15 protein-coding genes are annotated in these 20,234 nt (G+C 72.0%); 5 read left to right on the top strand and 10 right to left on the bottom strand.

Translation table 11 applies throughout. The features are described 5' to 3' along the window. Window positions 1-58: 58 nt before the first annotated feature. From MXD59_RS13650 to MXD59_RS13615, 8 genes are all read right to left on the bottom strand, one after another. Window positions 59-856, bottom strand: a complete 798-nt coding sequence (locus MXD59_RS13650; protein ID WP_248814549.1) for a carbohydrate ABC transporter permease — start codon at window positions 854-856, stop codon at window positions 59-61. A gap of 142 nt (window positions 857-998) precedes the next feature. Continuing rightward, the gene (locus MXD59_RS13645) at window positions 999-2,066 is read right to left on the bottom strand and encodes a carbohydrate ABC transporter permease (protein WP_248825102.1); all 1,068 of its coding nucleotides are present in this window, start codon (window positions 2,064-2,066) and stop codon (window positions 999-1,001) included. Between the two features lie 4 nt (window positions 2,067-2,070). Continuing rightward, complete coding sequence (locus MXD59_RS13640) at window positions 2,071-2,946, bottom strand: metallophosphoesterase (RefSeq protein ID WP_248825100.1); 876 nt, start codon at window positions 2,944-2,946, stop codon at window positions 2,071-2,073. Window positions 2,947-2,952: 6 nt separating this feature from the next. After that, a complete protein-coding gene (locus MXD59_RS13635) occupies window positions 2,953-4,344 on the bottom strand; it encodes an ABC transporter substrate-binding protein (protein ID WP_248825098.1) in 1,392 nt (463 codons plus the stop codon). A gap of 148 nt (window positions 4,345-4,492) precedes the next feature. After that, window positions 4,493-5,665 carry an ABC transporter ATP-binding protein gene (locus tag MXD59_RS13630; RefSeq protein ID WP_248825096.1) on the bottom strand — a complete coding sequence of 391 codons (1,173 nt, stop codon included), beginning with the start codon at window positions 5,663-5,665 and terminating at the stop codon, window positions 4,493-4,495. 308 nt (window positions 5,666-5,973) lie between these two features. Then, the gene (locus MXD59_RS13625) at window positions 5,974-7,053 is read right to left on the bottom strand and encodes an alpha/beta hydrolase family protein (protein WP_248825094.1); all 1,080 of its coding nucleotides are present in this window, start codon (window positions 7,051-7,053) and stop codon (window positions 5,974-5,976) included. After that, window positions 7,050-7,595, bottom strand: a complete 546-nt coding sequence (locus tag MXD59_RS13620; RefSeq protein ID WP_248825092.1) for a PaaI family thioesterase — start codon at window positions 7,593-7,595, stop codon at window positions 7,050-7,052. The genes MXD59_RS13625 and MXD59_RS13620 overlap by 4 nt, the downstream gene beginning before the upstream one ends. An 82-nt stretch (window positions 7,596-7,677) precedes the next feature. Continuing rightward, window positions 7,678-8,946 (bottom strand): acyl-CoA dehydrogenase family protein, encoded by a 1,269-nt coding sequence (locus tag MXD59_RS13615; protein WP_372512067.1) that lies wholly within the window; start codon window positions 8,944-8,946, stop codon window positions 7,678-7,680. A gap of 199 nt (window positions 8,947-9,145) precedes the next feature. On the opposite strand from MXD59_RS13615, the gene MXD59_RS13610 reads away from it, so the two are divergent. The 3 genes from MXD59_RS13610 (at window position 9,146) to MXD59_RS13600 (ending at window position 13,141) form a co-directional block, all read left to right on the top strand. Next, a complete protein-coding gene (locus tag MXD59_RS13610; RefSeq protein WP_248825091.1) occupies window positions 9,146-10,168 on the top strand; it encodes a PDR/VanB family oxidoreductase in 1,023 nt (340 codons plus the stop codon). A gap of 118 nt (window positions 10,169-10,286) precedes the next feature. Then, a complete protein-coding gene (locus MXD59_RS13605; protein ID WP_248825222.1) occupies window positions 10,287-11,816 on the top strand; it encodes an FAD-dependent oxidoreductase in 1,530 nt (509 codons plus the stop codon). A gap of 35 nt (window positions 11,817-11,851) precedes the next feature. After that, the gene (locus MXD59_RS13600) at window positions 11,852-13,141 is read left to right on the top strand and encodes a cytochrome P450 (RefSeq protein ID WP_248825089.1); all 1,290 of its coding nucleotides are present in this window, start codon (window positions 11,852-11,854) and stop codon (window positions 13,139-13,141) included. Window positions 13,142-13,645: 504 nt separating this feature from the next. Here MXD59_RS13600 and MXD59_RS13595 read toward each other — a convergent pair. Next, on the bottom strand, window positions 13,646-14,905 hold the full coding sequence (locus MXD59_RS13595) for a cytochrome P450 (protein ID WP_248825087.1): 1,260 nt from the start codon (window positions 14,903-14,905) through the stop codon (window positions 13,646-13,648). Between the two features lie 412 nt (window positions 14,906-15,317). On the opposite strand from MXD59_RS13595, the gene MXD59_RS13590 reads away from it, so the two are divergent. Then, on the top strand, window positions 15,318-16,562 hold the full coding sequence (locus tag MXD59_RS13590) for a cytochrome P450 (protein ID WP_248825085.1): 1,245 nt from the start codon (window positions 15,318-15,320) through the stop codon (window positions 16,560-16,562). 385 nt (window positions 16,563-16,947) lie between these two features. Then, window positions 16,948-19,566, top strand: a complete 2,619-nt coding sequence (locus tag MXD59_RS13585) for a serine/threonine-protein kinase (RefSeq protein WP_248825083.1) — start codon at window positions 16,948-16,950, stop codon at window positions 19,564-19,566. A gap of 44 nt (window positions 19,567-19,610) precedes the next feature. Here MXD59_RS13585 and MXD59_RS13580 read toward each other — a convergent pair whose 3' ends face one another. Then, complete coding sequence (locus MXD59_RS13580) at window positions 19,611-20,132, bottom strand: hypothetical protein (RefSeq protein WP_248825081.1); 522 nt, start codon at window positions 20,130-20,132, stop codon at window positions 19,611-19,613. Between the last annotated feature and the right edge of the window lie 102 nt (window positions 20,133-20,234).

Genomic DNA, 20,234 nt, shown 5'->3' with positions numbered 1-20,234 from the left:
GACGAGAACAAGTCAAGATCGAAAAAAGGTGAGCTCAGGGTGGCTCGGTGGGGGCGGGTCAGCGCAGGCCGGAGCGGACGAAGCCGTTGATGACCTGGCGTTGCAGGGCGAGGTAGAGGGCGAAGATGGGCAGGCAGGCGAGGCCGGCGGCGGCGGTGAGGGGGCCCCAGGCCTCGGTCTCGGTGGAGTTGAGGAAGCTGTTGATGCCCAGCTGCAGGACGCTGTTGCCGCGCTGCAGGACCATCGCCGGCCAGAAGTACTCGTTCCAGGCGTTGACGAACAGCAGGATCGCCAGCGCCGACAGGGCCGCGCGCAGGTTCGGGACGACGACCGTCCACAGCGTCGACCAGGATGAGCGGCCGTCCATCCGGGCCGCCTCGAGCAGTTCCTTGGGGAAGCTGTCGAAGTGCTGGCGCAGCAGCAGCACGCCGAGCGCGGACACGAGGTTCGGCACGATCACACCGGTCAGGGTGTTGAGCAGGCCGAGCTGGTGCAGCAGCACGTAGTTCGGCAGCATCGTCACCTGGAACGGCACCAGCCAGGTGCCGACGAACGCCAGGTAGAGCAGCCGCTTGAGCGGGAAGTTCCACACCGCGAAGGCGTAGGCGGCGAGGATGGACGTCAGCAGCTGCCCGAGGGCGGTCAGTGCGGCGACCATCGTGGTGTTCAGCAGCAGCCGGGCGAGGTCGAGCTCGTCGAGGGCGTCCCGGTAGCTGCCCACCGACAGCGGCCAGGGCAGCACCGAGGTCTTGTAGACGTCGTCGGGTCGGCGCAGCGACGTCGCGTACATCCAGTAGATCGGGAAGACGCAGGCCAGGCCCAGCAGGGCGAGGGTGAGGTGGCCGACGACGGTCATCACCCGGGAGCGGCCGCCGGGGATGTCGTCGCCGTCGGCAGCCGCGATGGCGGCAACGGGCTCGAGGACCGACTGCTCGGCGGTCGGCCCCTCGATGGCGAGTACCACGGCGGCCCTCCTGTCTCCTGCGGTTGGACGGATGTCAGTTGTCGTGGAAGGTGAGGCGGTCGGACAGCCAGACGAGGAAGGCCGCGACCAGGGTGAAACCGGCGAAGAAGATCACACCGGCGGCGGCGGCGAAGCCCGCGTCGAAACTCTTGAAGCCGTACTGCCAGAGCAGGTAGTAGATGTTGGTGGTGGCGCTGACCGGGCCGCCCTGGGTGAGCGTGTCGATCAGTGGGAACGTCCACGTCCCGGCGAGCAGGACGGTGGTCAGGACCAGGAACACCAGCGTCGGGGACAGCAGCGGCAGGGTGAGCCAGCGGGTCGACTGCCAGCGGGAGGCGCCGTCGACGGACGCGGCCTCGGAGTAGTCGCCGTTGATGGAGGCGAGTCCGGCCGAGACGACCAGCACCGCGAACCCGAGCATCTGCCAGCCGGCGATCCCGGTGATCGACAGCAGCGCGGGCAGCCGTTCGTGCAGCCAGTTCGTCTTCAGGCCGGTGGCCCGGTTGACGATCCCGGAGTCGGGGGTGAGCATCCACTGCCACACCGCGGCGCTGGCGACCGGCGCGACCAGGAACGGGGCGAAGATCAGCGCCTGGTAGAGGGTGCGGGCCCGGCCGCGGACCTCGGCGGTGAGCAGGCCGACGATGATCGGGATGATGATGGTGAACGGCAGCAGCAGGGCGATCATCGAGATGGTGCGCAGCACCGAGCTGCCGACCTCCGGCAGGGTGAACAGCCGGTTGTAGTTGTGCCAGCCCTGCGGGATCGCCGGCTGGTCCGGCGACAGGTTCCACGAGTAGAACGAGTAGTTCGCCGTCTGGATGAGCGGACGGTAGATCCAGACCACCAGCATGCCCAGCGCCGGCGCCAGATACAGGTAGGGGACGATGCCCCGCCCGAGCCGCCGGGCCAGGCTCCCCGCCGAGCGGCGGTCCCGAGGCGTCGGGGGTGCGTCCGCGGCACCGCTGGCAGCGGCAACACCGGTACCGGCAGCGCCGGTAGCAGTGGTGTCGGAGCCACGGGACGGACGGGTGGTGCTCGTCCCGGCGTTGGGGGGCAACGCCGGAACGAGCCGTGTGGGCGGTGCTACCTCGACGAACATCGCGTCACGCCCCCGGTGGGGAGGTCGGGGTGAGCCGGCGGACGTAGGCGAGGTACTCGCCGGCGTCCCGGTCGTAGACGTGCTCCACGTCCAACGGGATGGCGGTGGCGACGAACTGGCCGTCGATGAGGTCGATCCGGCTGAGCCCGCCGACGCGCAGGCCCCGGTGACGGCCGCTGGCCGGCAGGGCGTCGACGGTGTAGGACAGCGCCGGGCAGATCCACACCGGCACGCCGGCGAGGGTGCCCGCGCCCGGGTGGTGGGCGTGGCCGGAGAGCACCATCCGCACGTCGGTGCCCTCGATGACCTTCGCGAGGCGCTCGGCGGCGACCAGGCGCAGCAGGTGCACCGTCGGCATCGGCGAGGGCAGCGGTGGGTGGTGCACCACGAGCAGGGTGCCGCGGGGCGCCGGGGTGGCGAGCTGATCGGCGAGCCAGCCGAGCTGGGTGTCGGTCAGCCAGCCGTCGTGGCGTCCGGGGGTGCTCGAGTCGAGCACGACGACCCGCAGCCCGTCGATCAGACGGACCTGGTCGCACGGATCGTCGGGGGAGGGGGTGGGGTCCTCGTCCAGCAGTTCGGTGCGGAAGGCGGCGCGGTCGTCATGGTTGCCCATGGCGTAGATGACGGCGGCGCCGAGGCGATCGGCCAGTGGGTCGATCACCTCACGTAGCCGCCGGTAGGCCTCGGGGTCACCGTTGTTGGCGAGGTCCCCGGTGAGCAGGAGCCCCGCGACCGGACCGGCCGAGTCCACCAGGGTGGCGGCTGCCGCCTCGAGCAGGCGGTAGGTGTCGACCCGGTCATGGATCAGCTGGCCGCGCGGGACGAGATGGGTGTCGCTCACCTGGATCAGGGTCATCTCGGCCGGTCCGGTCGTCGTCATGTCAGATCACGCCTTCGGCAGCAGCGATGTGCCCTGTCGCAGGGCGGAGCTCAGCGTCGACTTGGGGTCGGCACCCTGGTAGACGGACCGTTCGACGGCGTCCATCATCCCGTCGCGGATCTGCAGGTAGTTGTTGCCGGGGATGGCCACCCACGGCTCCATGCCGCCGAGCTGCGCGATGTTCGGCGCGAACAGCGGGTTCTCCTTGGCCCAGGTCTGCAGGCCGGCCGGGTCGTCGACGAGACCCGGACGCAGCGGCAGGTAGCCGATCTTCTGCGAGATCTCGGTGTAGGCGGCCTCGTTGGTCAGGAACTTGATCAGCTCCCAGCCGGCGCGCTGCTTGGCCGGGTCCTTGGACAGCACGAACAGCGACGCACCGGAGTTCGTCGGGACGGTCGGCTTGGTGCCGAACGCCGGCATCTTCGCCGCCCGCAGGTCCCAGTTGCCGCCCTTCGCGCCCTTCTGCAGGGTCGCCTGGATGGCGCTGGTCTCCAGCAGCATGCCGATCTCACCGCGGGCGAAGCTCTCGTACGCCTGCTTCTGCGCCAGGACGGGCGTCAGCCCCTCCTTGACGTAGCGCTGCGCGTCCTGGACGACCTCGACGGCCGGGGCCTGGTCGTAGGTGAGCTGGGTGCGGTCGGTCGAGAGGACCCGTCCACCGTTGGAACGGACCAGGCTCTGGAAGCACCAGTCCTTGGCAATCTTGGTGAGGCAGTCGAGGTACAGGCCCTTACCGCCGGCCTTCGCGACGATGGCCTTCGCGTCCGCCTCCGCCTCCGCCCAGGTCGTCGGCGGCTTCGCCGGGTCGAGACCGGCCTTCTCGAACAGGGTGGCGTTGTAGTACAGCACCGGGGTGGAGAAGACGAACGGCACGCCGTAGGTCTTGCCGTTGGAGTCACCGAGGGTCCGCGCGGTCGGCGCGTACGGGTACTTCGCACCGTCGAAGTTCTTCTGGACGGCGTCCTTGCCGAACAGGTCGTCCAGCGGCTTCGCGCCCAGGGACCTGATGGTGAAGTCGAGGTCGGAGAAGCCGAGCTGGGCGACGTCCGGCGGGGCGCCGGCGGCGATCTGGCTCTGCAGGCTCGACACCGTGTCGGCGGCCGGGTTCGGGCTCGAACCCTTCGGCTTCTGCGGCGTGACGCTGATGTTCGGGTAGGCCTTCTCGAACTTGCCGATCAGGTCGTTGAAGGTGGTGGTCCAGGCGCCGGCCTGACCGAAGTTGTAGCTCTCGAAGACGATCGAGACCTTCTGGTCCTTGCCGAGTTCGGGGACCTGGCTCGAGGTCGTGTTGGTGTCCGCGTCTCCGCCAGGAGAGCCGCAGCCGGCCAGCACGGACAGGGCGGTCGCGGCCGCCACGGTCACCAGGAACAGTGGCCTGCGGACGGATGGTCGTTTCACGGGTGCTCCTTGACGGAGTGAAGGGCGTGACGGTGAACCGGTGTGACGGTGAACCGGTGTGACGGGTGTGGCGGTGTGACGGGTGTGGCGGGTGTGGCGGGTGTGGCGGGTGGTGTGGGAGAGGGCCCCGGTGGTGCGGCGGAAGGCTTCAGGTGGTGACGGGTACCCGGGCGGACGGGATGGAGCCGGCCTGGTCCTCGTCGGGCTGCCAGGCCAGGCGGCGGCCCGAGTCACGGTCGAACAGGTGGGTGTGCTCGGGGCGGACGTCCAGCGTGATCGCGTCGCCGGCGGTGAACCCGGCCGGCCGGCGGGCCCGCACCCGCACCTCGGCCGTGCCGAGGACGCAGTGCGCGATCTCCTCGCTGCCGAGGTTCTCCACGGTGCGGATCGTGCCGCGCAGCCCCGCGTGGCCCGCGCCCGTGGAGTCCGCCACCACGGCGGTGGCCGTGGTGGCCACGAGGTGCTCGGGGCGGATGCCGAGCTGGATCGCGCGCCCCGCGGCGGTGCCCGCGGTGGTGGTCTCGATGCCCAGCGCGACGTTGACGCCGGGGGCGACCGCGTGGAGCTGGCCGTCGCGCAGGGCGAGTTCGGCGTCGAGCAGGTTCATCGGCGGTGAGCCGAGGAACGCGGCGACGAACGCGGACGCGGGCTGGTCGTACACGTCGGTCGGCGAACCGATCTGCTCGAGACGGCCCTTGTTGAGCACGGCGACCGAGGTCGCCATCGTCATCGCCTCGACCTGGTCGTGGGTGACGTAGATGAACGTCCGGCCGAGCCGGCGGTGCAGCTCGGTGATCTCGGTGCGGGTGGCGGTGCGCAGCTGGGCGTCGAGGTTGGACAGCGGCTCGTCCATCAGGAACGCGCCCGGGTCGCGGACCAGCGCCCGGCCCAGTGCCACCCGCTGGCGCTGACCGCCGGAGAGCTCCCGCGGTCGCCGGTCGAGCAGCGCCGAGAGATCGAGGATCTCGGCGACCTCGGTCACCCGCTGGCGGATCTCGGCCCGGCGCACCCGCCGGGCGCGCAGCGGGAAGCCGATGTTGCGCGCCACCGTCAGATGCGGGTAGAGCGCGTAGCTCTGGAACACCATCGCCAGGTCACGGCCCCGGGCGGGAATGTCGGTGACATCCCGACCGTCGACGAGAATGCGACCCTCGCTCGGTGCGAGCAGGCCCGCGATGGCCCGCAGCAGCGTCGACTTTCCGCAGCCGCTCGGCCCGAGCAGCACCAGGAACTCGCCGTCGGCGATGTCGAGACTGACGCCGTCGACGGCCTTCGTCCCGCCGTAGCGGCGGGTGACGTTCTCAACGGTGATGCGGCTCACTGGTGCCCCCTTGCGTTTCCGGCGAACCCGCGACCGGACCGTCATGTCGTCCCGTGCCGCCCCGATGTCGGAGCCGGGTCAGCTGGTGGATCGTCCGGGGCCGGAATGAACTTCCGGCGTTCGGTTCAGGTGCGAAACGTGCGGTTCGATGTCGACCGGCCGAAGTTCAACAGGTCACGGTGTATGGGCGGTGAACGGATCGCGACGAGAACGTCCCTGACGACCCGTGATTGGAGTTTTCGATGGTGCGAAAGGACCTGAGTGCGGCACCTTCATCCGGCGGCGTGGATGCGCTACACGAGCGGGTCTCACGGGTTGCCGGTGCCGGGATGGCGCCGGTCGCGTATCCAACCGGCCAGCGCCGGGCCGAGGACGGCGGAGTCCTTCACCCAGGCGAAATGGTCACGGTGCGTCACGGCGTCCGCCTCGGTGATGTGCCAGCGGTCGAGGCGGGCCCTGGGCATCCGCCGACACAGGAAGTCGACGTTGGACGCGGGTCCCAGGCGGTCGTCGTCCAGCGAGATGGCCAGCACGGGCAGGTCGAGCTCGGCCAGCAGCCGGTCGTAGTCGCGGCGGGTCCCGTACGGCCGGTAACGGCTGGTCCGCGAGTGCCGCGCCCAGTCGGTCATCACCCGCCCCGGCATCGCCCCGCCGATGAGCATGCCACCCGGCCAGTAGCCGCGGAAGCGGGCGACCAGACCGATGGTCTGGATCGAGTACAGCGCCTCCGCCCAGCGGCGTGGACCGAACGCCTTCCAGTACACGGTGCCCGTCCCGAGCACGCAGATCCCGGCGATCCCCGGATCACCCGGATCACCCGGGCCGTCCGTCCCGCCGCTGGTGTGTTGGCGGGCGTCGGCGGCCGCCGCGGCGGAGTGCAGCAGGGCGATCTGACCACCAAGACTGTGACCGAACAGATGGGGTCGAATCCCGGGAAAACGCGTGCGTACGGCGGCGAGCACCCGCGGCAGGTCATCCTCGATGAGTTCGCGGTAGCCGAACGTCGGCTGGTCGTGCAGCCCGGGCTGGGCCTCGCCCTGCGCCCGCAGGTCCGTGGTCACCACCGACAGGCCGGCGGCGTGCAGCGCCCGGGCGAGCGGCAGGTAGAACTTCGCCTTCAGCGCCATCGCCGGCATGATCAGCACGACCGGCGCGCCCGGATCGTCGGCGGCGAGGACGCGCAGCACGAACGACGTCCCACCGGTGCTCGCGACCGTGATCGCCGGAAGCTCGGCGAAACCGCCACCCCGCCCCTTCGACTCCGAGGTCGACGCTGACTCCGAGGTCGACGCTGACTCCGAGGTCGACGTCGGCGCCGAGATCGCGGCCGAGGCGTCCGCCGGGGTCGACGCCGAGGTCGAGGCGTCCGCCGGGGTCGTCTCCGTCATGAGCGGGCGCCGTCCGCGGGGGCGGCGACCATCTCGGCGACATAGGCGAAGCGGAAGGTGGCGACCGCCGCGCCCGAGGCGTCGTACAGCTGCGCCTTGCCGTCCAGCTCGACACGTTCACCGGGCCTGGCCGCCAGCACCCGGCGCGCGCCGCGTTCCTCGATGGTCGCCACCGCCCGGACGAGCCCGGTGGCCGGCCGGCGAAACGACGACCAGCTGTCCCGGACGACCAGCCAGGCCACATCCGCGATCCGCACCGCCGTCGCGCCGACGAACGCGCAGGCCCCGGCGATGTCGGCGGCGAGGAACTGGGCGCCCGCGTGCACTGTGCCCATCTGGTTGGTGAGCTCCGGACGGTCGGGAATCTCGACCACCGCGTGCTCCGCGTCCACCTCGGTCACCTCGACCCCGACGAACGAGCCGAACGGGACCACCTGGTTCGCCAGCCGGCGGATGTGCTCGAAATCCGGGAGGTCCGCTCCCGGTCGGGCGAAGGCCGCGAACGCGGATGCGCCCGGAGCCAGAACGGTCGGGTTGCTCAACGTGGATCTCCCAACGAAGGATGGACGTGCCCGTTCGTCCCCCGGGGCCCCGGACGGCCTGGCGGTGATGGGCGGCCTGGGGTTATGGGCGGGTGGAGGTGACGCGGCGGAACACCCGGCGCGCCACCGAGACCCGGAGCACCTCCGAGGGCCCCTCGTAGATGCGAAACGCCCGTGCCTCGACCAGGAACCGGGCGACCAGGTGGTCCTCGCAGACGCCGAGCCCCCCGAAGAGCTGGACGGATCGGTCGAGCACCCGCCACACCGCCTCGGAGACGAACGTCTTCGTGATCGCGGCGCCGTGGCGGGCCGCGGAGCTGGTCGCACCCTGCTCGTCGAGGGTGGCCGCGGTGGCGTGCACCAGCGCGCGGGCGGCGGCGAGATCGATCTCGTTGTCGGCGACAAGTCCCTGGGCCAGGCCATGCTCGGCGATCGGGACACCGAACGACTGCCGTCCGGTGATGTAGGCCGCGGAAAGGCCGTGCGCCCGGTTCGCGAGCCCCAGCCAGTTCATGGCGAACGTCAGCCGGGACGGAGCGAGCCTCGCCTGCGCGTGCTCGAGGCCGAGGCCGACCTGCCCGAGCACGGCCGAGTCGGGCACCCGGCAGTCGTCGAAGACGACCTCGCAGTGCCCGCCCGGCGCGCTGGTGAAGTCCAGGGTCGGCATCCGGCGGACCACCCGCATCCCCGGATTGTCCGCGTCCACCAGGAACATCGTGGGTCCGAACAGGGTGCCGCCGCCGGCCTCGGTGCGGGCGACGACGATCGTGAACGCCGCGCCGTCCGCCCCGGTGGTCAGATGCTTCGCACCGCTGATCGACCAGCCGCCGGCGACGCGGGTCGCCGTGGTGCGCAGCATGCTCGGGTCGGAGCCGGTGCCGGGCGCGGGTTCGGTCATCGCGATCGCCGAACGCACCTCGCCGCGTGCCAGCGGCGCCAGATACCGTTCGCGCTGCTCGGGTGTCGCGGCCTCGGCCAGCAGGTGGATGTTGCCGTCGTCCGGTGCCCAGCAGTGCAGGGCGAGCGGCCCGACGAGGCTCTCCCCGGCCGCCGCCAGCACGTGCGCCTGCCCCCGGAAGTCCAGCCCCAACCCGCCGTACTCGACCGGTGACAGCGGTCCGAACACCCCCGCCGCCCGGGCCGCACCCACCAGCTCGAGGCGCAGCTCGTCGGTCACCGGACGGTGCTCGACGATGATCTCCCGTTCCACCGGGATGACGGTCTCCCGCACGAACCGCGCGGTCCGCGCGGCAAGCTCCACCGGGTCTGCCGCGTTGACCGTGCCCACCGCCGCCGCGGCGGTGAGCCCGGGACGGGCGGTCTCGCGGGCCTCGACGACTGTTTCGCTCACGGGATGCTCCCTGCGGTAATTCGCCGTTCCTCGGCGACCACGGCGGCGCCGGCGTCGACACCGGTCAGGAATAGGCTGTGTGCTGGATCAGAGTGGCGAACAGGGGCCGCCCGGGCCAGCGCTATCGACGTTTTCGATGGGGTGATTGTCGTTGTATTGATCGCCGCCTGAACCCGGTGCACCATGAGACGGTTCGCCGGTGACTTCCGCATCTCGCTGGACGGCCCTGCGGGTGGATGAGGCGAGCCTTGCCGCGCAGGACGTGCTGGTCATCGCCCTGACGGACCCGCGTGGGGAAGCGCTGGAACGTTGGGAACCCGGGGCCCACATCGATATCCGACTCCCTGACGGCCAGATCCGCCAGTACTCTCTGTGCGGTGATCCCGACGATCGGCGAACCTGGCGGTTCGCGGTTCTCCGCGAGGAAAACAGCCGGGGTGGATCCCGTTACATCCATGAACGAACAGTGGCCGGCACGGAAATATTTGTCGGCGAACCAAGAAACAATTTCCCGCTGGTTCCGGGTGGCTCCTACCATCTGTTGGCCGGCGGAATCGGCATCACCCCGTTCCTGCCGATGGTGCGCGAGCTGCACCGCCGCGGCGCCGACTGGCGCCTCTACTACGGCGGCCGCACCCGCTCCCGGATGGCCTTCCTGACCGAACTCGCCGAACTCGCCGGGTTGGCCGAGCCCGTCCAGCCCGGCGGCTCCGCGCCGTCCGGGGAGCTGGGCGACATCGCCGACCGGGTGCGCATCCTGCCCGAGGACGAGCACGGTCTGCTGCCCGTAGCCGACATCGTCGCCGGGCTCGACGAGGACTCCCGGCTGTACTGCTGCGGTCCGGAGGGCCTGCTGACCGCGGTGGAGAAGGCGTTCGCCGGCCGGGGCGTCGGCAGCCTGCACCTCGAACGGTTCCGACCGCGCGCCGACGCCCTGACGGACGCCGCGCCGGCCCGCGCCTTCGAGGTGGTGCTCGCGGCCTCGGGTCGCACGGTGCGGGTCCGCGCGGACCAGTCCCTGCTCGACGCGCTCGACCGCGCCGGCCTGGAGGTCCCTTCGTCCTGTCGCGAGGGCACCTGCGCGAGCTGCGAGACACCGGTGCTCGACGGCGAGGTCGAGCACCACGACTCGGTGCTCAGCGACGACGAGCGCGCCGGCAACTCCACGATGATGATCTGTGTCTCGCGCGCCCGCTCGGAGCGGCTGACCCTTGACCTCTGACCCCGCCGCCGGGGCTCCCGGTCCCGCCTCCGCTCCCGCCGCTGCCTCCGCTCCCTCCGCTCCTGCCGCTGCCTCCGCTCCTGCCGACGGTGGCGCTCGTGTCGGCCGCACCGGATCGGTGGGCTCCCGGCACGCCGTCGTCCTGGGCGCGGGCGTCGCCGGCCTGCTCGCCGCCCGCGTCCTGGCCGAGACGTTCGACCAGGTCACCATCCTCGACCGGGACGACCTCCCCGATATCCCGGACCTCCCCGACTTCCCCGATGTCTCGGATGTTTCGGACGTCGCCGATCCCGCGGACCTCCCCGCGACAGGTTCGCGGGCCGCTCGTGGCGCGTTCGTGGGTGTGGGCGTGGACGGTTCGGGGCTGGGGGAGCGGCGCGGAGTGCCGCAGGCCCGGCACCTGCATGCGCTGATGGACCGCGGCCGCCAGATCGTCGAGCAGCTGCATCCCGGCATCGTCGAGGAACTGGTCGCCGCCGGAGCCCAGACCAGCGAGGTGCTCGTCGGCGGTCGCTACTACATGCACGGCCGCCGGCTGCGCACGGCGCCGACCGGCCTGACCAGCGTGCTCGCCAGCCGCCCGCTCCTCGAACGCGAGCTGCGGCGGCGTACGGCGGCACTGCCCCGGGTGCGGATTCGCCCACGCACCACCGTGGTCGGCCTCGTCGTCGACGGCACCCGCGTCGTCGGCGTCCGCATCCGCTCCGACACCACCCCCGCACCCACGGCCTCCGGACGTTCCGTTCCACCCGGCGAGATCCGGCTGTCCAACGGCGGCGGGCCGTCCGGTCGGGGGCAGCTGGCGGGCGCGGGCGAGTCGCTGGCGGCGGAGCTGGTCGTGGACGCCAGCGGGCGGAACTCACGCAGCCTGGACTGGCTGGTCGGCGTCGGACTGCCACCGCCGGCGAGTACCCGGGTCGCGATCGATCTCGGCTACGCGTCCCGGCTCTACGAACGCAGGCCCGAGCATCTGGACGGGCAGCGCAGCGTCATCGTCGCGACCGCGCCGGGACTGGTCGGCGCGGGGGCGGTCGCGGTGGAGGGCGGACGTTGGCTGGTCACCCTCGCGGGGCTGCTCGGCGCCCATCCGCCCGCCGACCATGACGGGTTCGAGCAGTTCGCCGCGGCGCTGCCCGTCCCGGACGTGTACGACCTGATCCGCGAGGCCAAGGCGCTCGGGGACCCGGTGCCCTACCGCTTCCGCGAGTCGGTGCGCCGCCACTACGAACGGCAGCGCCAGCCACCCGAGGGGCTGATCGTCCTCGGTGACGCCCTGTGCAGCTTCAACCCGCTCTACGCCCAGGGCATGACCGTCGCCGCCCAGCAGGCGCTGGTGCTCGGCGCGGCGCTGCGCGGCGGCCCGGCCGGAGCCCCGGCCCGCTTCTACACGGCCGTCACCCCCATCGTGGACGTCGCCTGGGACATGGCTGTCTCGTCCGACCTGCGCTACCCGCAGGTCGCCGGCCACCGCGACCTGCGTGGACGGATCACCGCCAGCTACGCCGCCCGCGCCCAGCGTCGCGCGCACCACGACCCGGCGGTCGCCCGCACCCTCATGCGTGTCGTCAACCTCGTCGATCCCCCCACCGCGCTGCTACGTCCCGCGCTCGCGGCCCGCGTCCTGGCACCCGAACCCCGCGGCAGGTGAGCGCGTCCGGCCGCACGACCTTCCGAGGAGACCCGATGGTCACCGTCCACCCCCCGCACCCCGCCCAGACCGCCGAGGGCCCGGCGGCCACGGACAGGTCGGCGGCCCTGCTCACCGAGTTGTTCGACCCGGCGAACCGGCACGACCCGTACTCGATCTACGTCCGGATGCGCGCCCTCGGCCCGCTGCACGACGGACCGTTCGGCCTGCCCCTGGCCACGGACCACGCCGACTGCTCGGCGATCCTCGCCAACCTGGACTGGGGCCACGACCGCGAGCCCGAACAACTGCACCCCACGATGCCCGTCGGCGCGTTCCCCACCACCTTCCTGTGGATGGAACCGCCCGACCACACCCGGCTGCGTGGCCTGGTGACCAAGGGCTTCACCCCGCGGGTCGTCGCCGGCCTGCGACCACGGATCGAGGCCCTCGTCGACGAGCTGCTCGACACCGCGCTACGCGCCGGCGAGTTCGACCTGATCGAGACGATCGCCTACCCGCTGCCGTTGACGGTCGTGTGCGAGATCCTCGGCGTTCCCGCCGCGGACCACCCCCAGGTGCAGGTCTGGTCGCAGGCCCTGGCCCGCGCCTTCGACCCCGACGTCCTGATGACCCCCGAGGCACTCGCCGCCCGCAACGCCGTGATCCCCGACTTCCTCGGCTACTTCCGCGAGCTCGTCGAGCGGGCCCGCCGCGAACCCGGGGACGACCTGATCAGCCAGCTCGCGATCGTCGAGGAGGCCGGTGACCGGCTCACCGCCGACGAACTGTTCGGCACGTGCGTCACCCTGCTCATCGCCGGCCACGAGACCACCGTCAACCTCGTCGGCAACGGCATGCTGGCCCTGCTGCGCCACCCCGACCAGCTCGCCCTGCTGCGCGCCAACCCCGACCTGGTCGCCCCCGCCGTCGAGGAGATGCTGCGCTACGACTCCCCGATCCACATGAACACCCGCGCCGCCAAGCGTGCGATGACGGTGGCCGGACGCACCTTCGCCCCCGGTGACGGCGCCGTCGCGCTGATCGCCTGCGCCAACCGCGACCCCGCCGCCTACGACGACCCCGAGCGTTTCGACGTCACCCGCTTCGACCGCTCCCGCCCGGTCGCGCCCGGCGCCCGCCCGGTGAGCCGCCACCTGTCGTTCAGCCTCGGCCACCACTACTGCCTCGGCGCCCCGCTGGCCCTCCTGGAGATGGACATCCTCCTGCACGCCGTGCTGCGCCGCGTCGCCACCATGGACCTGCTCACCGACACCCCGCCGTACAAGCCCAACATGCTCATCCGCGGCCTGGCCGCCCTCCCCACCCGTTTCCACGCCGCCTGACCCGCCGCATCGCGCCGAATTCCGTAGCGCCTCGTCCCGTAGCGCCCCGTCCCGTCGCGTCGCGTCGGGTCGCGTTCGACCCGCGCCATCCAGCAAGATCACGATATGCCGAGGGTTGTTCGGGGATTTCGGCCTCCGAGATCCGAACAACCCTCGGCATGCGGCCTCACAACCCTCGGCATGTGGCCGCGGCCCGGCGCGTCGGCCGCCAATGGTCGAGGCGCCGGGCCGCGGATGGGAAAGCGGCCAGGAACCGAGCCGCGACAATCCGATCCGCTCTTGGACGGCAACCCTGGGTATACAGGCGACCCTGGGTATATATCGGTGACGGAAGGCCCGGCGGGCCGGCCGGTCACTGTGGCCAGGCCGGTTTTCGGCTCGGGCCAGGACGGGCCAGGCCAGGACGGGTCGGGCCAGGACGGGCCAGGCCAGGACGGGCCAGGCCAGGACGGGTCGGGCCAGGACGGGTCGGGTCGGCGCCCAGGTCGGACGGGGCTGGTGGGGTCAGGCGGTCGTGGCGGTGAGTTCGACGGGGAGGGACCGCAGGCCGCGGTGGATGACGCTGGGCTGGTAGGTCAGGTCGGCGGGGTCGACGGCCAGGCGCAGGCCGGGGGCGCGTTGTACCAGGGTGCGGATCGCGGTGGAGGCCTCGAGGCGGGCCAGCGGGGCGCCGAGGCAGTAGTGCAGGCCGAGGCTGAAGCCCAGGTGGCGGGGGGCGCGGCCGGCGCGGGCGTAGCGGGCGACGTCGAGGGTGTCGGCGGCGGGGAAGACGTCGGGGTCGCGGTCCGCCGAGCCCATCAGGACGATCACGCCGTCGCCGCGGTGGTAGTCATGGCCGTCGATGGTGGAGTCGGCCAGGGCCACCCGCATGGTGAACTGGGTGGGTGTGTCGTAGCGCAGGATCTCCTCGGCCGCGGGGCCGGCAAGATCGGGCTGGGTTCGTAGCAGGGCCAGCTGCTCGGGGTGCGCCAGCAGGGCGAGGATGCCGTTGCCGACCAGGTTGATGCTGGTCTCCATGCCGGCGACGAGCAGCAGCACGCAGATGCCGATGACTTCGGCGGGCGTGAGCACCTCGCCGGACTCCTCGACGGCGACCAGCCGGCTGAGCAGGTCGTCCTCGGGGTGGGCGCGGCGCTTCGCGGCCAGTTCGGCGAGGTAGGCGACGACGCTGGCGCCGGCGGTGTCCCGCGCGGCGATCTCCTCGGGGGACAGCAGCGGTTCCGGGTCGGTGCCGCGGGCGACGGCGAGCTCCCACGACCGCAGCAGTTCGGCGTCCTGCTCCGGGACGCCGAGCAGCCGACGTCCGACCATGGCCAGGGCCAGCGGCGCGGACAGGTCGCGCACCACGTCGAGCCCACCGGCCGTGACGGCCCGGTCCACCAGGTCGTCCACCAGAGCGGTGATCCTCGGCGCCAGATCGGCGACCATCCGTGCACTGAACGCCTTGTTCACCAGGGCTCGCAGGCGGCGGTGATCGGGCGGGTCCATGCGGATGAACGAGCCGGGCAGGCTCGCCTCCTGATCCCAGAACGGGCTGAGCCGGTCGACGTTGCCGTGCCCCCAGGCCTGGCTGCCCAGCACCGCGGCGCAGTCGGCGAAGCGGGACAGGACGTTGACCTCGGTGTCGCCGAGGCGGACGGTGGTCGGCCCGGGCGTCTCACGCATCCGCTGGTAACCCGGGTAGGGGTTGAGGTGCTGGGCGGCGTCGAACACCGCACGCGCGTCGGGTACCGTGCCGTCGGAAATGATCTCCGTTGAAGTCATGGATACGGCTCCTTCGGACGAGGAAAAGACCAGGCGCGGGCGCCATCGTCCGGGCCGGTGTCAGTCCGGGTCAAGAGACAGCAGATCATTTCGACGCATTGTTTATCATGCGATCAGGAAACGAGATGGACGGCCCCTGCGGTCGCTTCCTGGCGTGCTGGAACCCGTGTTACCGGCGGCTGTCGGGACGGTATTTTTTCGGCGAATTCTCCGCGACCTGGTGGACGACTCGGGTCCGCGTCCGAAACCATCCGGATAGTATGCCGGCGAACCGGACTCGCCGGTATTCCGGGCAGCGGAGGCAGGGCATGTCCAAGGGCGGCTATGACCAAGGGCGACCGTGACCACTGAAGCGACCGTGACCACTGAAGCGACCGTGACCACTGAAGCGACCGTGACCACTGAAGCGACCGTGACCACTGAGCCTGTTGACGTGCGGGCTGTTTTCGATCCGCGGCGCCGGGACGATCCCTATCCGGTGCTCCGGGCGCTACGCGAGGCCGGTCGCGTCCACTGGTTGTCCGAGACCTCCCCACGCATCGTGGTGCTCACCCGCCATGACGACTGCGGTCAGCTGATGACCGACCCGGCGTTCGGTCATCTGAGCATGGCGCAGAGCGCCTTCCGTCCGGTGACGGACGTCGACGAGGGCCTGCGTTCGATGCTGCGCGCGAACCCGCCGACCCACACCCGGCTGCGCCGTCTGGTCAGTCGGGAGTTCACCCCCGGGCGCATCGCCCGCTTCGGTGACTCCGCCCGGCTGCTGGCCGCCGAACTGCTCGATGACGCGGTGCGCCGCCGCGGTGGCGAGGTCGACCTGGTCGAGGCCTTCGCGCGTCCACTGCCGTTGCGGATCATCTGCACGCTGCTCGGCGTCCCGGAACAGGACGATCGGATCTTCGCTGACTGGGCTTCCGCCCTGACCCGCGGCCTGGATCCCGACCAGATGCTCTCGCCCGCCGAACGTGCCGCCCGCACCGAAGGCACCCGTGGGTTCGCCGAGTACTTCACCGCGTTGATCGCCCGTCGCCGTACCGACCCCGCGGACGACCTGCTCAGCGCCCTCGTGGCCGTCTCCGACGGCGGTGACCGGCTCGCCGGCGACGAACTCGTTGATCTGTGCGTGCTGCTGCTCGTCGCCGGCTACGAGACGACCGTCAACCTTGTCTCCGGCGCCGTGCTGGCGCTCGCGAACGACCCCGAGCAGTACGCGTTGCTACGGTCCCGGCGCGACCTCGTCCCCGCCGCGATCGAGGAGACCCTGCGTTACGACCCGCCGATCCAGTGGCTGGCCCGTTCCGTCCTCGCCGACGTCGACATCGCCGGCCACACCCTGCGTCCCGGTGACGGAGCCCTCGGTCTGCTCGCCGCGGCCCAACGTGACCCCGCCGTCTTCCCCGATCCGGACCGCTTCGACGTCACCCGTTACGCGGTCCCCGGGTCGGCGGGTATCGCCCAACCGGCCCGGCACTTCGGCTTCGGCCAGGGCATTCACTACTGTCTCGGCGCGCCACTGGCCCGTCTCGAGGCCGAGATCATGCTGAACGCGCTGCTCGACCACGCCACCCGCGTCGAGGTCACCGCGGCCCCGAGCTACCGCCCCCACCTCGCCGTCCGCGGCGCCAGCACCCTTCCCGTCCGTCTCAGCACCGACTGACCCGGACCTTCCCGCCGGCCGCCGTGGGGACACCGTCCGGCCTGAGCCCACCCTGATCGCAGGGATGGCACAGCCAGGATGGACGTGCCGGGCAGGGCCGCCCGCCGGTTCCGCGGAACAGCGTGATCGCGGGCCGGTTCCGAGGCGCTGACCCGGGGTGGGGCAAAGCCGTCGGATCACAATGGGGCTGACCCGGAGGGTCGTTGGTTATAGTCGGCCGAAAGCCACGGGTGACGCGGGTGGCGCGGGGGGCGCGGGATGCGGCTGAGCGACGTACAGGGCCTTCTCGCGAGCTGTGAACCGGGCGATGACCGGCGAGACCGCGGCGGGTGCGCCTGGTCGAGGCCGGGGTCCTCCCGCGGCGGGTGTTCCTGGTGAGCCGCTCATGATTCTGCCGGAGTACGTGCGGTCGGCGCTGCCGGACTACGACGTGGGGCGTGAACTCGGGCGCGGCGGGTTCGGGCGGGTGTTCGCCGCACGCCACCGTCGGCTGGACCGTGCGGTGGCCGTCAAGGTCCTGTCGCTGGCGGCCGACGATGACGCGGTCGAGGTCGAACCCGCGGACACCCCCTCGGGTACGGGCACCGTCGGCGTTCTGTTCGGCGGGCGGCGGTCCGCGGGGACGGCCGTGCTCGCGGCGGGCAGGGTCGACGCGGAGGCGCACATCGTCGCGAGCCTCGACCATCCGCACATCGTTCGGGTCTTCGACTTCGTGCGGACGCCGGAGACGGCGCTGATCGTCATGGAACTGCTGCCCGGCGGAACACTCGACGAACGGGTCCGGGACGGCCTGTCGGCTCCCGGGGCGTGCGCGGTGGCCGCCGCGATCGCCGTCGCGCTCGACCGTGTGCACCGTGAGGGGCTGCTGCACTGCGACATCAAGCCGTCGAACATCATGTTCACCGCGGACGGCGCGCCCCGACTCACCGATTTCGGGATCGCCCGGCTGCTGGAGACGACCGTCGGGATCGCGCAGACGAGCGTGGTCGGCTCGACCCCGTACCTGGCCCCCGAACAGTTCGAACTGGCCGTGCCGGGCACCGGCGTCGACGTCTACTCCCTCGGTGCCGTCCTCTACGAACTGCTCGCCGGGACGCCTCCGTTCGGTGCCGATCCCCGACCGCACGTGATGGCCGAACGTCATCGCAGCGCGCTGCCCCCACCGCTGCCGGCCCGCTTCGGCGCGCTGGACGCCGTCACCCGCCGGGCACTGGCGAAGGACCCCGCCGACCGTCAGCCCGGCGCCCTGGTCTTCGCCACCGAACTGTGCGACGCCGCCGACCAGACGTTCGGCCCCGACTGGCTGGCGCACACCGGCATCCGCTTCCGTGGTGATGACGACCTGCGCCGCCCCGCTCAGACCCACGGCCCCGCCCAACCCGCCCAACCCGCCCAACCCGCGCCGCCCGCGCCGCCCGCACAGCCTGGGCCGGCTGGGCCGGCCAGCACGTCAGCGCGGATGCTGGGCCAGGTCGGGCCGGCGCGGCGAGGTGGCCCGTCGCCGCGCCTCGGCCCGTCGGCGCGATTCGGCCCTTGGCCGACGGCGCGGTTCGGGCGCTGGTGGACGGCGCCGGTCGGCGTGTCGGTGGCGACCACCGTGGCGGTCGTCGCGATCGTCGTGGCGCTGCTCGCCACCGGCGTCCTGAGCGTCGGGCGTCCGAACACCGCGGCCAGCGGTGAGGGGGCTGGATCCACGTCCACCGCCGCCGCGCCGATCGTCTACCCGGTGAGCGCGCCGCTGCCGCTGCGCGGGCTGATCAGCCTGGCCGCGGACCCGGCCGGCGGCATCCTGCTGACCGACTCCAGCCAGCACACCCTCACCCGGTTCGTCGACGGCAAGGTCACCTCGATCGTGGGACGTCCCGCGAACGTCGCGACCACCTCGACCGATCCCGGCTCCGACGGGACGAGCACCCCCACCGGGACGGGCAGCACCGGCGGACTGGAACGGCCGGAGCGGATCGGACTGCCGGGTGTCGCCCGGGACGAGCCGGCGGCCGACGCGGGGCTGCACCGCCCGGCCGGACTGAGCGCCGGTGGGGGATCGGTGTTCGTCGCGGACGAGTGGAACTGTGTGGTGCGCCGGCTCTACCAGCCGCTCGGCCAGTCCTGGCGGGCCGAGACCATCGCCGGACGTCCCGCCACCGAACCCGCCGGCACCACGATCACCGGAGCCGGAGCCGGCGGGGGCGATCCGAACGCCGGACGGGCACCGGAGCAGATCTGCCCGGCCGGCGGGGCGTCGTCCACGCCGCGGGCGCTCGGCACGAGGGTCGGGACGCCGACCTCGGTCGCGGTGGGTGGGGACGGCGCGGTGTACTTCACCACCGGCTACGCCGGGCAGGTGTGGCGGCTCGACCCGGCCGGCGCGTCCGGCGACTACCGCTCGACCCCGGCAACCCTGATCGCCGGCACCGGCACCGGCACCGGCGGTGGCGGTGCCGGCCAGGATCGGCGCGGTGCCGGGGAACGTCGCTATGACGGTGCCGAGTCGGCGACCGCGGTCGGGCTGGACAACGCCTACGCGGTCGCGGTGGACGGCGTCGGGCGGGTGTTCGTCCTGTCGTACGCCGCCGGCTACGCCCGCATCCACCTGATCGAGAACGCCAGGATCACCACGGTCGTGCAGCGCCGCCTCGACGAGTCCGCCCTCACCACACTCGCCCCGGCCCCCGGTGGACGCGGCGTGCTGTTCACCGACGCGGACGCGCGCACCATCACACTGCTGGACCCGCCGACGGCGGCCTCGTCCGCGGGGACAGGGCCGTCCGCGGGGACAGGGCCGTCCTCGGGAACGGGGGCGACGGCGGGGCCCGGCGCGACGCGGGTGGTGGTGCGCGGGACGTGCGTGGGGGCGACCGAGCGGCTGTTCGGCGTCGCTGTCGACCGGGCGGGCGACCTGTACTACTCCTGCAACGACGCCTCCCAGGCGGGCGTGTACCGGCTCACCGCCGGTGATCTCGCCGCCGGCGTCGCCGGACCCGGCCGCCGCGTCCTGTACTGATCGTCCGATCAGCACCACCCCGTCGGCGTCACCAGGGCGTCAGATCACTCGGGGCATTCCAGGCTGAACTCGGCGAGGACGGCTCGGGGTGTTCCGTCATCGCAGCCGATGTCCGCGGAGCCGAGGCTGGTGACCTTCCAGACGCCGCTGGTCCGGCGCAGAAGCACTCTGGCGCCACCGGCGGTGGGCGATTCGGTGGCGGCGGTGGCCCAGCTGGGATCGAGAGTGGAGATCGCGACCGCCGTCACCGCGGCATCGGGGGCAAGGGCCGGCTCACGTTTCACGGCCGCGACGACCTCGGCGAACGGCGAGGGGACCTCGTCGGCCGACGTCGGCGGCACGGCAGGGATGATCTTGGTGTTCGCCGTGGCAGGAGGCGTCGCGGACGCCGTGGCAGTGGCGATGGGAGACGCCGTGGCACTGGGCGTCGGGGACGCGGTGGTGTCGAGACCGGTGGCGGCCTCGCCATCCGGATCGCCCTGGCAGCCGCCCAGTACCAGCGCGAGGCCGATGGCCGCCGCGACCACTACGGATCTCGCCGTGCCGATGGTGCGAGTGCGTGCCACGTCAACCCCCGGAGTAGTGCGGTCGGCGGAGGCTAGCACCGATGTCCGGCCAGGACGGGACGGGCCGGACATCGGTCACCCGGCCGACAGCCCTGGTCACCG

It is taken from the genome of Frankia umida (assembly GCF_023242945.1).
Taxonomy (GTDB): Bacteria; Actinomycetota; Actinomycetes; order Frankiales; family Frankiaceae; genus Frankia; species Frankia umida.
Note: the sequence above shows the minus strand (reverse complement) of the source record. Positions and strands in the feature narration are given on the sequence as shown.

Bases quoted from the DNA above. Each gene is read 5' to 3' on its own strand.
- MXD59_RS13595 (WP_248825087.1), bottom strand. From the start codon at position 14,905: ATGACTTCAACGGAGATCATTTCCGACGGCACGGTACCCGACGCGCGT.
- MXD59_RS13585 (WP_248825083.1), top strand. From the start codon at position 16,948: ATGATTCTGCCGGAGTACGTGCGGTCGGCGCTGCCGGACTACGACGTG.
- MXD59_RS13650 (WP_248814549.1), bottom strand. From the start codon at position 856: ATGACCGTCGTCGGCCACCTCACCCTCGCCCTGCTGGGCCTGGCCTGC.
- MXD59_RS13600 (WP_248825089.1), top strand. From the start codon at position 11,852: ATGGTCACCGTCCACCCCCCGCACCCCGCCCAGACCGCCGAGGGCCCG.
- MXD59_RS13625 (WP_248825094.1), bottom strand. From the start codon at position 7,053: ATGACGGAGACGACCCCGGCGGACGCCTCGACCTCGGCGTCGACCCCG.
- MXD59_RS13640 (WP_248825100.1), bottom strand. From the start codon at position 2,946: ATGACGACGACCGGACCGGCCGAGATGACCCTGATCCAGGTGAGCGAC.
- MXD59_RS13645 (WP_248825102.1), bottom strand. From the start codon at position 2,066: ATGTTCGTCGAGGTAGCACCGCCCACACGGCTCGTTCCGGCGTTGCCC.